Below are 17,310 nucleotides of genomic sequence, written 5' to 3'. Positions count from 1 at the left end.
CCTTTCAAAAACCCATGGCAGGATCATTTTTGTTGTAAAAGAAAAATGTCCATAATTACGCTTTGGGGAGCAGGTCTCTATAAATGAAATGATGAAACAATATAGTACGTTTAAAATTTATACTCCAGGAATTTTCTTTTTGCTGTTTTTAGTCGGTTCTCTAAAGGCATGGGGCCAGGGAACACAATATCAATATTTATCCGGTACAGATAAGGACCACACCGTAGACTGGGATTTTTATATCAATAGCGGGCAAAAAAGTGGCTCATGGCAAAAAATAGCTGTTCCTTCTAATTGGGAACAGCAGGGGTTCGGAACGTACAATTATTATAAAGACACGCAAAACCCAGAGGAACAGGGTAAATACAAATACCATTTTAAGTTAGCCCCATCAGTAAAGAATAAAAATGTTTTTATAGTTTTTGAAGCCTCGATGACCGAAACAGAGGTTAAAATTAACGGGCAACTTGCCGGCCCCGTACACCAGGGAGGTTTTTACCGGTTTAAATATGATATAACCCATTTAATTAACCACGATGGCGATAATTTGTTAGAGGTAGCAGTACGCAAAAGATCTGGCAACGAGTCAGTAAACCAGGCGGAGCGTAAAGCTGATTTCTGGCTATTTGGTGGCATCTTCCGTCCCGTTTACCTGGAGATTGTCCCTAAAACTTATATAGACAGGATTGCTATTGACGCCAGCGCAAACGGCGCTTTAGCGTTGGATGTATTCATCAATAACGCGAACAGCAATCATAAAGTAACTGCTCAGGTGCAAGCACTGAACGGTCAGCCGGTTGGTTTACCGTTCAGTACGCAGGTACGTACGGGGCAGCAAAAGGTAACGCTGAAACAACGGGTAAATCATATTTTACCCTGGAACCCCGAATCTCCCAATTTGTATAACCTGGTGGTAGCTGTTGGAGATGGTAAAGGGATGATTCACCGCGTAAAGCAACGGTTTGGTTTTCGCACAGCGGAACTAAGGCAGCACGATGGCTTTTATGTGAACGGGAAAAAAGTGATTTTCAAAGGTGTTTGCAGGCACAGTGAGTGGCCTGAGTCAGGCCGCACCTTGAGCAAGGATATCAGCCTGCTTGATGTTAAACTTATGAAGGAAATGAATATGAATGCGGTGAGGATGTCACATTACCCTCCGGATCAGCACTTTTTGGATGTTTGTGATTCACTCGGCCTTTTTGTATTGGATGAATTAACGGGCTGGCAAGCTAAATATGATACAGAAGTTGGCAAAAAGCTGGTAAAGGAACTGGTGGTACGTGATGTAAATCATCCCAGTATTGTAATATGGGATAATGGCAACGAAGGTGGCTTTAATACAGATCTGGATACGGAATACGCCAAATATGATCCGCAGCAACGATTGGTTATCCACCCGTGGGAAAAATTCAATGGAACCGATACCAAACACTATCCTGATTACAATTATGTTGAAAATTCAGTGTTATATGGTAATGAAGTCTTTTTCCCCACGGAATTTATGCATGGTCTACAGGATGGAGGGCAAGGTGCAGGATTAGATGATTTCTGGCGGCTGATGATGAAGCATCCGCATACGGCAGGCGGCTTTTTATGGTCGTTCCATGACGAGGGCGTGGCCCGCACGGATAGAAACGGACAAATAGATATACAGGGCAATGCGGCACCCGACGGCATATTAGGGCCACACCGGGAAAAGGAAGGCAGTTTTTATACCATCAAAGAAATATGGTCGCCAGTAGCTATTGAAACGAGCTATATCCCCGAAAAATTTGACGGCCGGCTTTCGGTAGAGAATCGTTATATCTATACCAATTTAAGCAAATGTACATTCAACTGGAAATTAGCGACATTACAGCTACCGGGCGGGCAAGGTCTGAAAGCTAAAATAAATGCATCCGGGCATGCTGAACCCATCAGTCTGGAGCCCGGGGCTAAGGGCTTTTTACAGCTTAATCTACCGGTTAATAAGAAACAGAGCGATGTGTTGTATTTAACGGCGAATGATCAGTATGGTAAAGAGATTTTCACCTGGAGCTGGCCGCTTAAGTCGCCCGCGAATACCTTTAAAAGGCAATCTGATGCATCATCTTCCAAAATTGAAGTGATAGTGCAAGCTGGGGGACTGATTGTAAAGGCCGATAATATTGGCTATTATTTTGATAGTCAAACCGGGTATTTGCAAAAGGTGAGCACACAAAAAGGCGAACTCTCTCTATCCAAAGGACCTATACTGGCGGGCGCAAAATACGCGCTTAAAACACTGAACCATTATTTTTCAGGGGATGACTATATTGTTGAGCCGGAATATGAAGGCGGACAACAGTTTAATGTGAAATGGACATTCAGTCCTGGTAGGCCTGCGAAATTAAATTACAGCTACAGCCAACAAGGGGAGTTTGATTTTTCGGGTATTACATTTGATTATCCCGAGGAAAAAATAACCGGAATGAAATGGGAGGGTCGTGGTCCATACCGTGTTTGGAAAAACAGGCTTAAGGGTCAACAATTTGGTGTCTGGCACAAGGACTACAACAATACCGTAACCGGCGAAAGCTGGGATTACCCGGAATTTAAGGGATTTCATGCCAGTGTATATTGGGTGACTATCGAAAATAAACAGAGCCCCTTTACCGTTTATAGCGATGATGAGAACCTGTTTTTTCAAATGTTAAAACCAGTTAAACCTGCCGGGGCTACGAACGAAAATACCAATCCGCCCTTTCCTGACGGGAGCCTGGGATTTCTGAACAGTATAGACGCTATAGGCACCAAATTCCAGCGGGCGGATCAGTTAGGCCCGCAAAGTCAAAAGAATATTCAGCTAAATTATACGCCAATAAAGGGAACCTTGTGGTTTGATTTTCGATAAAATGATAAAGCAAATAAATGGCAGCCTGAGAATTCAGGAAATATAAAAGCCGAGGGCATCAAATTCAAACTAAAGCTGAGTTATCTATCGATTATTCGTAGTTGTATTTTCCTACCGAATAAAATTGTATTTTACTAAAAAACAATTTTTTATTTTTTTTTTGTATCAAATGAATTATTATGGTACTTCGATCTGCTATTAACCTAGCCGTAATTTAGAAGTTGTTTGGTGAATCACCATCCCGCCCACGAAAGAACTCAACATTTTTCGGAAATACATTTCTCCAGTAATAGGCCGTTGCCCGGCCTTCGTAATTGTCAGGGTCGCCTGAACGTACTGACTTTGCCCAATACAGCATGTTTTCATGTTCAATGCTCCTCTCGGCTAATACCGCAGCCTGATTTAAAATTTTTGCCTGTATTGTTTGTTGCCATAACTGTTTTTTTAGTGGTTGGGATGCATCTATCTGATAACGGAATCTTTCACTTTGTGTGTCGTGACCATCAATCGGTAGCATCATGCCCGTTGGATGATGTGTGTTTATCACAAGTTACTATAGCAGCCTTGTTATCCAGTAATACCGCTTTACAGCCATGTGTAATGGTAATTTGTTGGTGATCCAACACTATAATTCCAACATCCTCTATTGGCACTGTTTTTTTCGAATCTTTATCGCCAAGTGTTTTAAATGGGGCAGATCGATCATCATCTGTCCGTTTTTCAGACTTAGATAAGCTGGATTGCTGAAATGAAGCGTTCTCTTGATCATAACACCTATGTGAATATTTAATACTCCCGGTTAATGCATTGAAAGAGATTCCGCTTGCTTTACCCTGCAGCAGAAAAAAGGTAATTGCAGGCATCCGGCCACGAACTACCCCATCCGCTCCTTTTACGGTTGGAATATTAACAGCAATCGGCTGAAAACCGGGAGCTATTCTCCGGGCGCGATTAACCAGGCTGTCAATATTGGCCGTTATCGCATATGTCGGCTCGTTGGCTTCAGGGATTTTGTTGACTTTTAAAAAGGGCGACATTTTCGCGGCGTATCGGTTCTCATCAATGTAGCATTGCCGTTAGGGGAATGCACAGATAAAAACGTACAGTTTTTAAGCATGCTCATTTTCAATGACCTAACATACAATAGTAGAGATAACAATTCATGTGCTGTTTTACTTTACAGAGTCAAACCTGATTGCAAAACCACCTCCGGGCGCCATGTGAAGCGGCAACTTTTCCCCGGCATTTACTTTAACTGAATACCCCTTATAATCGGTCGCATCTTTTTCGGCGTTCATTCCATCTTTAAAAACTTCGGCTACGTAACTGCCTTTTTCCAAAAATGACAGATCCAGTGTTATATCCCGCTCCGACCAGTAGTTAGCCCCCCTGCATACCATGTACTACCTTTTTTGCGTGCAATAGCAACATATTCACCAACTTTTCCATCAAGCGCAATGGTTTCATCAAATGTTACAGGTACCTTAGTTATAAAATCGGTACTCTCCTGTTCTTTCATATAGGCTGTCGGGTTATCGCACATCATCTGCACGCGCGTTCATCCGCTTGATTACGGTAGGGAAGATTTTGTGCTTAGGCAACGCAAATGCGCTTAAGCCTTTCTCTTCGTAGGTACTGATCCAGCTTTTTATCGTTTGAAATGTTGCCTCTGTTTTATCAGTGATATCCTTGTAACAGGAAGTTTCCAGCGCCATGAGCAGTGTAGTAGCGATTTGCCAATTCCTTCGAATTGCCGAATGCTTCCATTTTTTCAAAACCTTCAGGTCTTTCTCCGGTAAAGATTGAATTATCTTAGGTTTTCCCGGCACATCGTTTTCTTTAATCCATATGTAAAATAATTCAGTGAACGGTAAATAGGCGTAGCCTGCAGGGTATAACTTTCGGTATTTCCGCCAAACGGTTTTCGCTTTCACTCCAGGTCCTCGTCCGCTAATAGACGTGGTAAAACTCTGAGGAATTGGACATACAATGGAGTCATTCTATGCTGCTTAGGTTCTTCGGGCATAAAAAACTTCATATTGTTTAGTTTTTCCGGGTAAGCTGCTTTGATACGCTTAAACTCAGTCATGTATCTCCAGGAAGTAACCGTCGAAATGCCCAGTTTTTTTGCGATCCGGTAGCCTGTTTCATCCCCTCGTATGAACTGCCGCCGCATAATGTCAATTTGCTTTTGAGGAATCTGGTGCCGTCTCATGGCCGTTAGCCGTTGATTATATTAATTTGAACCAAACGGCTAAACAATTGTTTCACCAAAGGTGACTTAACCGGCATTGTAACCATCAATCGCCGATTCATCTGCTGATTTTATAACGGTTGTTTTAATTAAGAAAATCATATCCGAAAGTCAGCGAAATTTATCAAAATGCCGAAAGGTTTCACTCGCCAATCTGTAATAAACATATAAATTAACATGGCAGAAAACACAACCCTAATTGTCAGCGCATTCTCAGGTCTTGCAGGCGCTTTAATAACACAAGCTTTAACTGGCTTATTTGCTTACGTTGGTGATAAAAGAAAGGCTGATATTGAAATTAAGAAAGATTACAGGGCAAAAAAGGTCGAGATAGCGGAGCATTATTATTATGTGACGGGCGAAACGATGTCTATCCTAAAAAAAAGCATTCAACTATGGAAGGGTAGAAATATACAACGAAGCGAGGCAAGTTATAAATCGATGACAGAAAGTTTAGCAGAAGCTGATGCCCGGCTAAAACAAATGAATGTCGCTAACTGGAGGCATAACCTTATCGGGCTTTACTTCGATGTCACTTTATCCTATGATGAACTGATTGCCGCCAATAATAAATCACATGAGTTGTATTTGAAGATATTGGATATCGGGAGTAAATTACGGGCCGCAGATAACGAAGAAGACAGCGAGAGGTATCTTGGTCAATACAGCGTAGGCATATTTGATTTGTGCAATCAGTATGATAAAATATACGAGATCCTGGCAAGCGATATGGAAAAGGTAAAAACAGCGTTGCATCAAAGCTTTCAGGTATAAGTACAGGAGGTAATTTTCAAATGCCCGCGTTAACGAAGACAGCGTCGAACGTCTTAAATATAATAGCGGTTAGATGCATGATAATGAGAGCTTACTTGGAGGCAATAAGTTATATCTTCGTTTATAATAATATACCATTGATGTTTAATAATAGCTTCAAAAGAGGTCTGCTAATAGTTTCTTTATCACTCAATCTCATATTTGTACTGTTTTTTATTGGCAAGCGGTTTTATTACGGCCATCAATCGCTTTTTCATCATGTTATAACCCAAGATGAATGTATAAATTTGACAAAGAACGCTATCACGATTATTTAAGTACAGGAGTGGATTTGATATTTTGATCGATTATATTGGACATTCTGGAGGCAAGATGTAATGATTTAAGATTTAGCGATAAGAATATTGTTGAACGCTGCTCTTTTTACAATTAAATAAGCAACAAACAGATTGGGAATCCAGGATAACCAGGCCACAATAATATAGCATGTGCCATAGTCACCAATAATGATAATTAAAACAGGTAACCAAATCCTCAGTGTTACAGCTGCAAAACAGGCTGCATAGCTATAGATCATCATATTTTGATGTCTTAAAAACTGTTTATTTCTTACTGTTAAATAAGCGATCAAGGTAGTATAGAACCAAATTACAGCCAGGCAGATGAAGCCAAGTGAAGCCCACAGCCCCTGGTCTGCAAACAGGGCAATATAAAAGCCCGAAAAGGAACTTAGTAAAACCGACACAACATATATTTTGCCGATGAATTGATGAACATAAGGCTTATGGAGTCTGAGCTTCTTATTGAACTGGATCCATCCGATAAGTAATGCCACTCCGCCCAAAACAATATGTGTATAAAAGGAAAGCTTCCAGGTTTCACTATTTAAGAGCCAGTCCGGTTTGCCATTTAATATCCCAATTTTCCCCGCATTTAAAAGATATTTAAGCGGATATAGCCCAATAAGGACAGACAATACAGCAAACGGAATCCAAAAAATCTTTTTTTTCATTTCAATTAATCTATTTAAACCAGACAGGCAACTCATAACATAAGCCTGACCAACATTATGCACAAAGATGTGTCTTGTTGGCATTTAAATAGTTCCACTTTGTAAGGTGGCACTTATTTGCTGTTTAAATTGTGACTTGGAGCCGGATTTTATGTTGTTTTAAATACGCTGTTGGCGATAATCCTGTGATCTTTTTGAAATTTCTGTTGAAGGAAGTTTTCGAGTTAAAACCAACTTCATAAGCTAGTGACAGCATGGTGAACTTTTGATTCTCAGGAAAAAGCATGATTGTTTTAAACTCATTTATTCTTAGCGCATTGATATAATCGTAAAAATTCTTGTGCTCCAGAGTATTGATAACCTGGGATAAGCTATTTGGATGCACGCCCAGCTGTTTAGCGAGTTCGTTCAAACTTAACTCCGGATCTCTAAAGAGTTTTTTTTGCTCCATTAGTTTTAAAAGCTCAGCATGTATCTCTGACAAAAGCACTTCTCCGATGGCTGATTTCTGATATTTGACCGGGAATGCGATCTCTTCATGAGGGAGTGGCTGCTCATCTATTTTATTGGTAAAGATGCCCACCTGTTTCACACCAAAATAGCCAATGTACAGGATAAATAAATCGACACAGGTAAAAGTAGTCCTATCGTTGCCAAAAAGAACAGACAGCCAGATCAGGCCCATACCAATCATTGGCTTGCTTAACCAATTTAAATTGATTTTCTCTACAGCGGAAAGCTGATTTGAAATGATTCTGCGATGTTCTTTTAACAACAATAACGAAAGCACGATATATACAACTCCCGAAGGTATTACGGCAAAATGGATGATTTTTAATATGGTTGTATAACCGGCGCCCTGATTTTCATAAACGAGAATTTTTTCAGCTATAGGTAACAGGAAGAATTTTAATAATACCACGTATACTAATAATGTTGGGATAAAATGAAGACCGAACTTTAGATTAGTGATTTTCTTTCCCGTTAGAAGGGAGGTATACAGATATAAAAAAGGGCCGTGAATAAACGGAAAAGCAATTTCAACACCCAATAAATAAGGAAATTCGATGAACTTTCCTGTGGCTAACAGATAATAAGTGACCAGGTGCAATGAAATTAATAGCAGCCAGAAAGCCAGTAGCAAATCTGCTCCAGATTTACCTTTTTTGGTAAAAAGAAGGATGGAAAGAAACAAGGAAATAATTATTCCGGTGATATGCAACATGCGGTAACAGGTAATTATTCTTCAAATATAAACGATAAACAAATGTAGATGCATGAATTCAGCGGTTAGCTACTGTTTCCAAACTCATGCTTTGATCCGGAAAAACAAATAGCGTTTATCATGTTTATGAGCTTTGTTGAGAGGTATGCAGATCAATAAGAGCATCAATAAGTGGCTGCCCTGATCGCTAATCAGCGCTTTGACCTGATGACGTTTTTTTTAAGAATAAGCAACTGCACGAGTTTGCGCTGCGAACGGCTGAGTGGCAGGCGATGTTCGCCGATTGAGACTTCTGCCCGGCCCACATTATCAATATGACTGACCGCCGCTAAGAAAGACCGGTGGGTCAGGACAAAAGCGCCGGCCGGTAGTTGAGCTTCCAAACCCTTTAAGCTGGAATAGACCGTGTACTTTTGATCCCCTAAAACTATATGCACATAGTTGGCCATCGCCTCTATAAACAGGATATCGGCAATGCGGATCTTTTGCAGGCGCTGATCATATCTGATATATAAATAGCCAGGCTGTTGTTTTAATAAATTCACATGACCCTGGCCGCTGACATTGACCAGAGCCCGTTCACAGGCCATGGTGAAACGCTCGAAAGTCACCGGCTTCAATAAATAATCCGTAACTGCCAGTTCGAAACCTTCTATCGCGTATTCGGGAAAAGCCGTGACCAGGATGACTTGCTGTACGATCTCCTGACTTTTTAGAAATTCAATTCCGCTCGTTTGCGGCATCTGGATATCCAAAAAGATCAGGTCGACCGGCGTACTATGCAAAATACCGTTTGCTACCACCGTATTACGTGCCCCCCCGCCAATTGCAGGAAGGGCAGACGGTTGACGTAGGCTTCCAGTTGCTGCCGCGCCAGCGGTTCATCATCAACGATCAGGACTTTAAGCATAGCGATAATTTTACCTCATAAACATTATTCTCTTCCCTGATCTGCAATTGCTGGTGCTCACCATAGATCATTGACAGGCGCTTACGCACATTGTCCAGTCCAATACCCTTGCCTGTAGCACCGGCTTCATAGCTATTCCGGCAATTGAAATCGAGTTGACTTCCACTGATCTGAACTTGGATATTAATAAAGTTTTCGATCAAATTATCGGAAACGTGCTTGAATGCATTTTCTACAAAGGTGATCAGTAAAAGCGGCGCGATTCCCTGACTTGTTATATCGCCGGCTACGGCGTAAGTGACCGCGCAATTATCCATCCGCATCTTTTGCAAAGCGATATAATCGGCTAAATAAGCCAGTTCCTTATTTAAAGAGGCCAGGTCCTGCCCCGAATCATACAACTGGTACCGCAGCATATCGGCTAGTGCCGACAACGTCTGCTTCGGATCACCTGTTCCAAGTTCCAGTTGGCTGTACAGGCTATTGAGTGAATTAAACAGGAAATGCGGGTTTAGCTGGTTTTTCAGATAGGTCAATTCCGCCGCGCTGCGTTCTTTTTCCAGCGCCGCTAAACTGCGCCGCAACTCAAAACGGTCCAGCGCCAGTTTAACGAATATACCAGCCAGTACACCTAAAAACGCCATGAACAACCGGTTATACTGCATATCCTTGTATGTCCAGCTAAAATCAAAATGGATGGGCACGATCATGTTTTGCAACAGCAACCCCATGATCCACGCAGCCAGGCCCGCCAAAACCAACACCAGCAAAACCGACAATATGATCAACCTGCCCAGACTCTTTCGCCGAAAATAATCGGGCATCAAATAAGTATACATCGCATAAAAGGTCAGCAGTATAAGCCCGGTATCCAGGGCCGAAAAATACAGCCGGTTCCATTCGTTATTGACATAAAAATACAAAAGCCGGTCCCAGATCAAAAAGAACAACAGCCAAAAGCCCGCATGCACCCCAAATTTACGCATGGTCTAAAGTACGCATCATCAGCCAAAGGCGTCTTACCGCTCGTATAAAATTTAGCACCATTGGTATAATAACGTGGCACCCGCTCATAACAAGCCATTATTTTGGTGCCATGAAAAAGCTATTGATCTGTTTACTGTTTTTCGCCGGTACCGCTGTTGCACAGGTGCCTTTGGCTGCATCCTATTTCAAGGAAGTGGCCGCCGCCGCTCAAAAACAACAGTTATGGAAAGTACCGCTCTACGGCCCGATGCTCTTTGTCGATCAGCAAAGCCGGCTCACTTACGCCAATATGCCCGACAGCGCTGGAATACTGAAATCAGATAGCGGGATTTATGTCGGTTCGCTGCCAAAAGATGTGATGGTCGCCAATACGTCCATTCAGTGGGGCGGCCGCAGCTGGTCGGTGCTATTATGGCCTTTGCCGGAAGGCCGCAATGAACGGGTTAACTTGCTGTTACATGAATCTTTTCACCGCATCCAGGAACAGACCGGTTTCCCCGCTAAAAGCCCGACCGCCGATCATTTAAGCACTATGGAGGGACGCATATATTTCTTTTGGAGCTGCAAGCACTTAAAGCGGCGCTGCAGAAACCGGTCAATCGCAGGCAAACAGACCTGGCTAATGCTTTAGCTTTCCGTCAAAACCGGGAACGATTGTTTCCCAAAGCGTTTGCCAATGAACGTATGCTGGAAATGAACGAAGGGCTGGCCGAATACACAGGCGCATCGCTTGGCCGCAGCGATCTGCGACCGCATTTGTATGCACAGAGCGATACGGCCGCTAACCGAAAGTCGCTGATCCGTTCCTTTGCCTATCTAACCGGGCCAATCTATGGCCTGCTCTTACAGGAAAAAGCGAGGCACTGGACACAGCAGATCGACTCCAATGCTGATTTCCCGGACCTCATCAGCCGCTATTACCAGGTCAAAGCCAGCAACGCGCCGGACGAATCGATCTATAATGGGACGGTCATCCGATCATCCGAACAACACAAAGAAACCATTCGTCTGGAAACTGTGGCCGCCTATACCGAAACTTTTACGCAAAGGCCGGTGCTGCGCATTACATTGGTCAAAATGAGCGTGATCTTCAACCCCAACACACTTTTCGATCTCGGCACTTACGGTACCATCTACCCAACGGGTGAGGTTAAAGATAACTGGGGACACCTCAAAGTAAATAAAGGCGGAATGTTGCTCAAAGATTGGCACATCGTAAGCGTACCAGTAAGCGGCCAGCTGGATCTGGCCGCCCGGAGCTTAGAGGGTGACGGTTGGGTGCTGGATCTGGCGGACGGCTGGCACCTTGTCAAAAACGACGACTTGCATTACATGCTTAGTTCAAATTGACAAACCGCAAGCTGTTGGGTAGACGTAACGCCCGGCTGCGCGCGATTTGATTGTTTTTCCTGTCATAAAAGAACCGGGTATGACATCAGTAGCCGGGTAATCTACAGTATTTGCTGTTGTGTAGCAGCCATGATCAGTTCAGCAACATTTTTCACACCAAATTTCTGGATCAGGTTTTTACGGTGCGTATCTATGGTCAGCGGGCTCAGAAATAATTCCTGGCCGATCACCTGACTGGTCTTACCTGCTGCGATTAAGGCCAGTATCTCCTTTTCCCGGCGTGTAAGACGGGGCATGCCCTGTATTTGATTTTTAGAAGGCCTGCTGATAATTTCCATGACCTCTTTAGTGTAGCAGATATTACCCTTAAGCCCTTCTGAGATGCAATGCCGCAATTCATCAATGGAACTATTTTTAAGCAGATAGCCGCTTGCTCCGTTTTGAATCGTCTGCATAATAATACTCCTTTCGGTATGATTGCTCAAGATGAGGACGACAGTTGCTACAGATACTTCTTTTATTCGTTGACACAGCTCAATGCCATTGATATCGGGCAACGTAATATCAAGTAGAATAAGGTCAACCCGGTTGATGTTTAGGTAAGACAGAATAGCCGATCCGCTGCAGAATCCGCCAACAAGTTGCAGGTTTTCCTCATGCTGAAGCAGAACCTTTAATCCTTCGATCACAATAGGATGATCATCAACTATAGCGGTCAGTAGTTTAGCCATCGACGTTTGTATTAAGCTCTATATTAATGGTAGTTCCCTCGCCAATCACAGATTTTAGCTCAAACCTGCCATTTAAGAAAGTGATCCGGTTTTTAAGGTTATCTAAACCCATACCCTTCTTATTTTCCAGCATAGCCGTATCGAATCCGCAGCCATCATCTTCAAAGGTGACAAAAAAAACGCCATCATTCTGGCTGCACTGCAACATGATATTTGATGCCCCGGCATGTTTAACAGCATTGGAGATCAGTTCCTGAATGATGCGATAAATATTCAGCTGAATACTCAAAGCGATATTTTTTTGGATATGAAAAGCCTGAAAATCAATGTGTAACTCATCGCGCATATAAAACTCACACAAGTCTTTCAACGCCACTTCCAGCCCAAACTTCAGAAGCGTTTCCGGTAACAAATTACGGGCGATACGCCTCAGCTCCGAAACCGAAGAGTCCAGTTGGCCAATAATGTGGTTCAGGTCTTTGTCCCCGGATAGGTCCGAGTTATTGTTTGACCAACCCGATAAACCTATTTTTACACCCGCCAGCATTCCGCCCAGTCCGTCATGAAGGTCGCGGGCAACGCGTTCCCGTTCATGCTCTTCGCCATCCAGCATGGCCTTGGTTACTTTAAGCTGTTGCTTTTGCTCCAGTTCATGGAGTTGCTGCTGGTAGTTGATCTCCTTTTGAGCCGCAAGTTTCCGGTTGTTTTTCGCATTCAGGATCACCAGTCCAAGCGTAATGAGCAGCGATAAACAACCGATGGCCAGCAGCCAGTTGTATAAATGCTCATTCCTGGCTTTCAGGGCTGCTTGTTTGTTTTGCGCCTGTAAAGCAGCAATTTTCTGATGGTTTTCCGCAGTGCGGTATTTGGTCTCCAGTTCATTGATCTTTAGCGCGGTCTGGTCCTTGTGGATACTATCTGTTAATACCTGATACTTATTCATCCAGAAGTAAGCGGCTTTGTAGTCATTCAGGTTTTTGCTGGTTTTTGACAATTCTGCGTAAATCGTCGCCTTATCATTAGCGGTTGCCATAAGCGTGCCATCCTTCGCAATATCCAGTAAAATTTGTCTGGCTTTGGCATACGCTTTCTGCTGTCCGTAGACTTCATATTTTCTGAACAGGAACTGCTGATGCAATTGTTTCTGATTGTATTTTTTTGCAAGAACAATTCCCTTATCAGCGCTTATCAGCGACTGTTCAAAAGATTTAACAGTAAAATAGTATAAAGCTTCGTTATAATAATACAGCGGATAGTTTACGGATTCGGGATAGGCACTTATTATCGCTTTAGCTTTTGCTAACAAAGCCTTTGCCTTTGCTGGTTTGCCGTCATAGCAATAGATACTTACACCACTCAGATAAGCAAACAAAAGATTGGTTGAGCGCGGGCTTTCGGTCTGCAACAGCTCAATTGCCTTTTGATTATAGGTCGCCGCCGTGGCGAACTGGTAATTGTTCATCAATACGGTAGAGAGCTGCGTGTAGAAATGCGCCAGCATTACTTTTTCACCAGCTTTTTCCGCTTCCGGCAGAACTTTTTCAAGTATAATGCGGGTAATAAACTCGTATCCTTTAGTTTCCCTGTTCATTATAGCGTAATTGAACCATGCAGCTGCACGCCTGCCGTGTGCTTTCGGGGTGTTAAACGCCGAAAAGGCCTCTTCCGCTTTTTTAAAGGCAGCAGCAGCTTTAGCCGCGTTCCAGTTAAAATAATACTGCCCTTCATAAAAATGCGCCAATGCTTTAAAATAGGGATATTTCGCTGCAAGTTGTTTGCCGCGCATTAAATACGTTTTACTTTTCACGGTATCCCTGAATTTCCAGTATTCCACCAATTGGAAATTAGCATTGGCCTTTGCACTATCCGGTCCATTTGACCGCAGGACTTTTTCCAAACTGTCGACGTGCTGTCTTTCATTTAGAGGGATCTGTTGCTGCGCTAAAGCGTAGACGGTTATCAGCAGGCAGACTGGCATCAGATAAATCTTCTTCATTTCAATCACCGGCAGGTCAACAGATATGGCCTGCCGGTTTTAAATATGCAGCTAAAAATTCAGAACCTGCTAAAAGTTACGGCCGCTGTTGATAAAATACCTAAAAATCAGGAGAAAAAAAACCACCAATTAGGGGATTTTAAGTGCTAAGGCCAACGAATAGCTTTGCGGTCTATCTATTATCTTAATCAAATAACTATGAAAAAAGCCATTTTTAAAAATTTAATTGCCTTTACTATTTGTGCCGTTTTGTTTGCAGGTTTCTCATCATGCAGCAAAAAAAGCAGCGGCGATCCTACACCGTCAGACGGGCGTAATGCCAAGTTTACGGTTACCGTGACCGGCGCACCGTCATCCGCTTATATCTCCTTTGTAATGGTGGGTTTAACCAACGACCCGAAAGAAGGTACTGTTTGGAAAGTAAACGGTGTGGTACAAAACAGCGAGAATTCAGTTAGCCTCGGTAAAAATAACTTTAGCGGAACTACTAAAACTTATGTCATTGAATCTATTAAGCCATTAAGTGCGATCAGTGTAGGAGTGCAGTGTTTAAACGTGGAAAACTCGCCTTACAAAATTAGTTACAAAGCAGAAATAAACGGTGAGGTTAAAAACGATGAAAAAGATTTTACGGTTACCAAAAGCACAGATTTTACCCACGATTATACCTATTAAAAAAGTGAATACCATACAATGGTTTAATAGCTAACATCTACACTAAAATAAACAACGATGAAAAAGATCATGATCATTTGTTCGGCGCTGCTGTTATTCAGCTTCACAACAACCAGGGCACAAGCAGTTTTGGATAAAATCGACAGGGCAAACGACAAAGCCGGCCGTGCGGGTCATACCGCAGACAAAACAAAAAGTACCGGCGACAAAATCCTGGGTTTTTTTGGAAAAAAGAAGAACGGCTCTTCATCAGAAACAAAAACTACAGTGAAAATTAGCGGCGTTGACTTTGCAACCTTACGGAACATTAATGATAAACTGCAGGCAGCGAAAGGGATTGAAAGCACCAAGATGAAATACGGCGCATCGGGGTCTTCGATTACGCTTCAGCATTCGGGTTCTACATCAGACATTCTTAAAACCCTCCAAAAAGTTTCTCCGGAAGTGTTTGCGGAAAAAAATATTGAGGGCATGGATGACGGTGAGATATCCATTAAACTGAAATAACCATCACCGGACCAGGGATTATACCGGACTTGCTGTTTGCTGAACCTGATCATCTTCATCGAACAGCTTATTTAAATCAAATTAACACCATATGAAAAATACAATAAGGAAGGCTCAACTTGCCTGCCTCATGGCGCTGGTCATAATGGGTCTGTCTGCCTGCAAAAAGAACGGTGGTGCAGTAGCGGGAGACGGCGAAAAATATCTTACCTGTAAGATCAACGGCAAGTTGCACGAGTTTAATTACAGTGTGAATGCCAATGATAAACCTGCTACGGACACCGTACATTTTGTAGTAATTGGCGGATGGGAAAAGCAGGACATGGTTACCGGATTTGGCATAGACATGCACCTGAAGGAAGGTGCGAAGGAGACTACCTACACTGCCAACGATGCAAGCGACCTGTTACTTGCTGGTAAATACTACATCCAGAATATGAAGGATGGTAAAATCGTGGGTACTACTATCTATAATGGCGGGGACCTTGATGGAAGCAGCTTTACCTTAACCATAACCAGTTTAACGAAATGGGGTGTTAAAGGAACCTTTTCAGGAAAGCTAAAACTGCTCGGTGGCGAAGAATATCTTACGGTTACAGAAGGTAAATTCTCAGCACCCTATAATTGATTTTTTACTTGATCTTTCATGTATCTCATCTATGAAAAAATATTTTTTAATCACGGGACTGGTTATTGTTTTTAGCAGCCTTGCAGTATTTCGGGCGGCGGCGCAAAATATCGATTTTAGCGAAGATTTCTCTAAGTACCAAATCGGCGCTACCCCGCGCAGTATTAAAACAAATGGCGCGGCCACGATTGCCCGGCCCGCCGGCCAGGAAGGTAAATGGCTGTCACTTCAGGATAACATCACCTATAAGCTTAACCGGCCTGCTTCCCTTCCCAAGAGCTTTATTTTTGAGTTTGATATACTGGCACAGGCGGAGCAAATCAAGGATATGTCGCCGATATCATTCGGTTTTGTAAAAGACAATGCCGCCCGGGAGTACATCAGCAATGGCGGGGCTTTTGTGCAACTGCATTATTATGATGCGGACGCTGTGAACATTGGTAACTACGACCTAAGCAAGGAGGCAAATACGAAATTTGATCTTTCTGCGACGGCTAATCGTCCACTGCATGTCAAGCTAGTGGTAAGTGGCACTCAGATGGCCGTATATTTGGATAACACCAAGTTGTCAGACACTATCCTTTTTCAAGCCGGATCAGCCAGGTATTTTTATATCAGCGGCCCTAATCAATCTGAAAACGGTGCAAAATTATTTATCAGCAATCTAAAAATTGCCGGTTCGTGATCGATTTCTATACAGCGAGAAGGTAACCGTTTAGCTTTTAAACAGAAGACGAAAATGGGTTCAGTTGCTGATGCCGGTGAGGCTGATTTTAACGCCTACATCGACCTCAACATAAAGAGTGTTTATTTCACAGTGCATAAAGCACTGCCACACATGAACGATGGTGCTTCGATCATATTGGTCGGTTCAATAGCAGGGCACCGGGCCTTCCCCGGCGTGCCAGTTTATGGTGCATCGAAAGCCGCCGTGATTTCCTTCGCGAGAGGATTTTCGTTAGATCTGCTGGACAGGAAGATCCGGGTTAATACCTTGTCACCAGGTACGATTGATACACCTGTGTTCGACAAGTTCATTCCGGAAGAACAGGTTAATGCCGTTAAAAAAATCTGGACTGACCTTATTCCCGCAGGACGTATCGGGCAACCATCAGATTTAGGTAATGCCGCAGTGTTTCTTGCTTCGGACGATTCCACATTTGTAGTTGGCACCGAACTCATTTCAGATGGTGGTGTGACTAACATAACTATGTTTGGTTAAGATCGAACGCCTTAATGTGCAGCAAGCCCGGCATTCCGGCTTGCTGCTTTTTGCCGTTAACATGCCTGTTCATCCACCAGGTAAACGCTGCACAATCGAATTAAACAGCTTTCCTTTAACCTGCCGGCCGTTTTACAGGTCATAAACTCACGCCTTATGAGCAAGGG

The 17,310-nt window shown here is 43.0% G+C and carries 19 protein-coding genes and 1 pseudogene; 9 read left to right on the top strand and 11 right to left on the bottom strand.

Annotated features, from left to right (window positions below):
• Window positions 1-88: 88 nt before the first annotated feature.
• The gene (locus FHW88_RS23810) at window positions 89-2,872 is read left to right on the top strand and encodes a glycoside hydrolase family 2 protein (RefSeq protein ID WP_218117287.1); all 2,784 of its coding nucleotides are present in this window, start codon (window positions 89-91) and stop codon (window positions 2,870-2,872) included.
• A 214-nt stretch (window positions 2,873-3,086) separates the two neighbouring features.
• Here FHW88_RS23810 and FHW88_RS23805 read toward each other — a convergent pair whose 3' ends face one another.
• The 5 genes and pseudogenes from FHW88_RS23805 to FHW88_RS23785 all read right to left on the bottom strand — a co-directional run bounded on the left by FHW88_RS23805 (window position 3,087) and on the right by FHW88_RS23785 (window position 5,087).
• Window positions 3,087-3,392, bottom strand: coding sequence for a hypothetical protein (locus FHW88_RS23805; RefSeq protein ID WP_176628158.1), 306 nt, complete (start codon window positions 3,390-3,392; stop codon window positions 3,087-3,089).
• Window positions 3,376-3,909, bottom strand: coding sequence for a hypothetical protein (locus FHW88_RS23800; RefSeq protein WP_176628157.1), 534 nt, complete (start codon window positions 3,907-3,909; stop codon window positions 3,376-3,378). The genes FHW88_RS23805 and FHW88_RS23800 overlap by 17 nt, the downstream gene beginning before the upstream one ends.
• A gap of 135 nt (window positions 3,910-4,044) precedes the next feature.
• Window positions 4,045-4,391: pseudogene (locus FHW88_RS30035) on the bottom strand (glycoside hydrolase family 97 C-terminal domain-containing protein).
• 13 nt (window positions 4,392-4,404) lie between these two features.
• Window positions 4,405-4,806 carry a hypothetical protein gene (locus tag FHW88_RS23790; protein WP_176628156.1) on the bottom strand — a complete coding sequence of 134 codons (402 nt, stop codon included), beginning with the start codon at window positions 4,804-4,806 and terminating at the stop codon, window positions 4,405-4,407.
• Complete coding sequence (locus FHW88_RS23785) at window positions 4,803-5,087, bottom strand: hypothetical protein (RefSeq protein WP_176628155.1); 285 nt, start codon at window positions 5,085-5,087, stop codon at window positions 4,803-4,805. The genes FHW88_RS23790 and FHW88_RS23785 overlap by 4 nt, the downstream gene beginning before the upstream one ends.
• 216 nt (window positions 5,088-5,303) lie before the next feature.
• On the opposite strand from FHW88_RS23785, the gene FHW88_RS23780 reads away from it, so the two are divergent.
• A complete protein-coding gene (locus tag FHW88_RS23780; protein WP_176628154.1) occupies window positions 5,304-5,900 on the top strand; it encodes a hypothetical protein in 597 nt (198 codons plus the stop codon).
• 382 nt (window positions 5,901-6,282) lie between these two features.
• On the opposite strand, the gene FHW88_RS23775 is transcribed toward FHW88_RS23780, so the two are convergent.
• The 4 genes from FHW88_RS23775 to FHW88_RS23760 all read right to left on the bottom strand — a co-directional run bounded on the left by FHW88_RS23775 (window position 6,283) and on the right by FHW88_RS23760 (window position 10,033).
• Entirely contained in the window at window positions 6,283-6,996 is a 714-nt protein-coding gene (locus tag FHW88_RS23775) for a DUF2306 domain-containing protein (RefSeq protein WP_255485418.1), read from the bottom strand.
• 40 nt (window positions 6,997-7,036) lie between these two features.
• Entirely contained in the window at window positions 7,037-8,137 is a 1,101-nt protein-coding gene (locus FHW88_RS23770) for a helix-turn-helix domain-containing protein (RefSeq protein WP_176628153.1), read from the bottom strand.
• A 191-nt stretch (window positions 8,138-8,328) separates the two neighbouring features.
• Window positions 8,329-8,940, bottom strand: a complete 612-nt coding sequence (locus FHW88_RS23765) for a LytR/AlgR family response regulator transcription factor (protein ID WP_176628152.1) — start codon at window positions 8,938-8,940, stop codon at window positions 8,329-8,331.
• A gap of 91 nt (window positions 8,941-9,031) precedes the next feature.
• Window positions 9,032-10,033, bottom strand: coding sequence for a sensor histidine kinase (locus FHW88_RS23760; RefSeq protein WP_176628151.1), 1,002 nt, complete (start codon window positions 10,031-10,033; stop codon window positions 9,032-9,034).
• A gap of 110 nt (window positions 10,034-10,143) precedes the next feature.
• Here FHW88_RS23760 and FHW88_RS23755 point away from each other — a divergent pair, with 110 nt between their 5' ends.
• Complete coding sequence (locus tag FHW88_RS23755; RefSeq protein ID WP_176628150.1) at window positions 10,144-10,665, top strand: hypothetical protein; 522 nt, start codon at window positions 10,144-10,146, stop codon at window positions 10,663-10,665.
• Window positions 10,590-11,384: a hypothetical protein gene (locus tag FHW88_RS23750; RefSeq protein WP_176628149.1), complete on the top strand. Its 795-nt coding sequence runs from the start codon at window positions 10,590-10,592 to the stop codon at window positions 11,382-11,384. Before FHW88_RS23755 ends, FHW88_RS23750 begins: the two co-directional genes overlap by 76 nt.
• A gap of 101 nt (window positions 11,385-11,485) precedes the next feature.
• Here FHW88_RS23750 and FHW88_RS23745 read toward each other — a convergent pair whose 3' ends face one another.
• Together FHW88_RS23745 and FHW88_RS23740 are read right to left on the bottom strand one after the other, a co-directional pair.
• Window positions 11,486-12,115, bottom strand: a complete 630-nt coding sequence (locus FHW88_RS23745; RefSeq protein WP_176628148.1) for a response regulator — start codon at window positions 12,113-12,115, stop codon at window positions 11,486-11,488.
• On the bottom strand, window positions 12,108-14,111 hold the full coding sequence (locus FHW88_RS23740) for a sensor histidine kinase (RefSeq protein WP_176628147.1): 2,004 nt from the start codon (window positions 14,109-14,111) through the stop codon (window positions 12,108-12,110). Before FHW88_RS23740 ends, FHW88_RS23745 begins: the two co-directional genes overlap by 8 nt.
• A gap of 198 nt (window positions 14,112-14,309) precedes the next feature.
• Here FHW88_RS23740 and FHW88_RS23735 point away from each other — a divergent pair, with 198 nt between their 5' ends.
• The 5 genes from FHW88_RS23735 (at window position 14,310) to FHW88_RS23715 (ending at window position 17,143) form a co-directional block, all read left to right on the top strand.
• Window positions 14,310-14,786 carry a hypothetical protein gene (locus FHW88_RS23735; protein WP_176628146.1) on the top strand — a complete coding sequence of 159 codons (477 nt, stop codon included), beginning with the start codon at window positions 14,310-14,312 and terminating at the stop codon, window positions 14,784-14,786.
• 57 nt (window positions 14,787-14,843) lie between these two features.
• Window positions 14,844-15,293: a hypothetical protein gene (locus FHW88_RS23730; protein WP_176628145.1), complete on the top strand. Its 450-nt coding sequence runs from the start codon at window positions 14,844-14,846 to the stop codon at window positions 15,291-15,293.
• Between the two features lie 91 nt (window positions 15,294-15,384).
• Window positions 15,385-15,921, top strand: coding sequence for a hypothetical protein (locus FHW88_RS23725; RefSeq protein ID WP_255485417.1), 537 nt, complete (start codon window positions 15,385-15,387; stop codon window positions 15,919-15,921).
• 31 nt (window positions 15,922-15,952) lie between these two features.
• Window positions 15,953-16,606 (top strand): hypothetical protein, encoded by a 654-nt coding sequence (locus tag FHW88_RS23720; RefSeq protein WP_176628144.1) that lies wholly within the window; start codon window positions 15,953-15,955, stop codon window positions 16,604-16,606.
• A 3-nt stretch (window positions 16,607-16,609) separates the two neighbouring features.
• Entirely contained in the window at window positions 16,610-17,143 is a 534-nt protein-coding gene (locus tag FHW88_RS23715; RefSeq protein ID WP_317171387.1) for an SDR family oxidoreductase, read from the top strand.
• Window positions 17,144-17,310: the final 167 nt, after the last annotated feature.

The sequence above is a fragment of the Mucilaginibacter sp. SG538B genome (assembly GCF_013376065.1).
Classification (GTDB): domain Bacteria; phylum Bacteroidota; class Bacteroidia; order Sphingobacteriales; family Sphingobacteriaceae; genus Mucilaginibacter; species Mucilaginibacter rubeus.
Note: the sequence above shows the minus strand (reverse complement) of the source record. Positions and strands in the feature narration are given on the sequence as shown.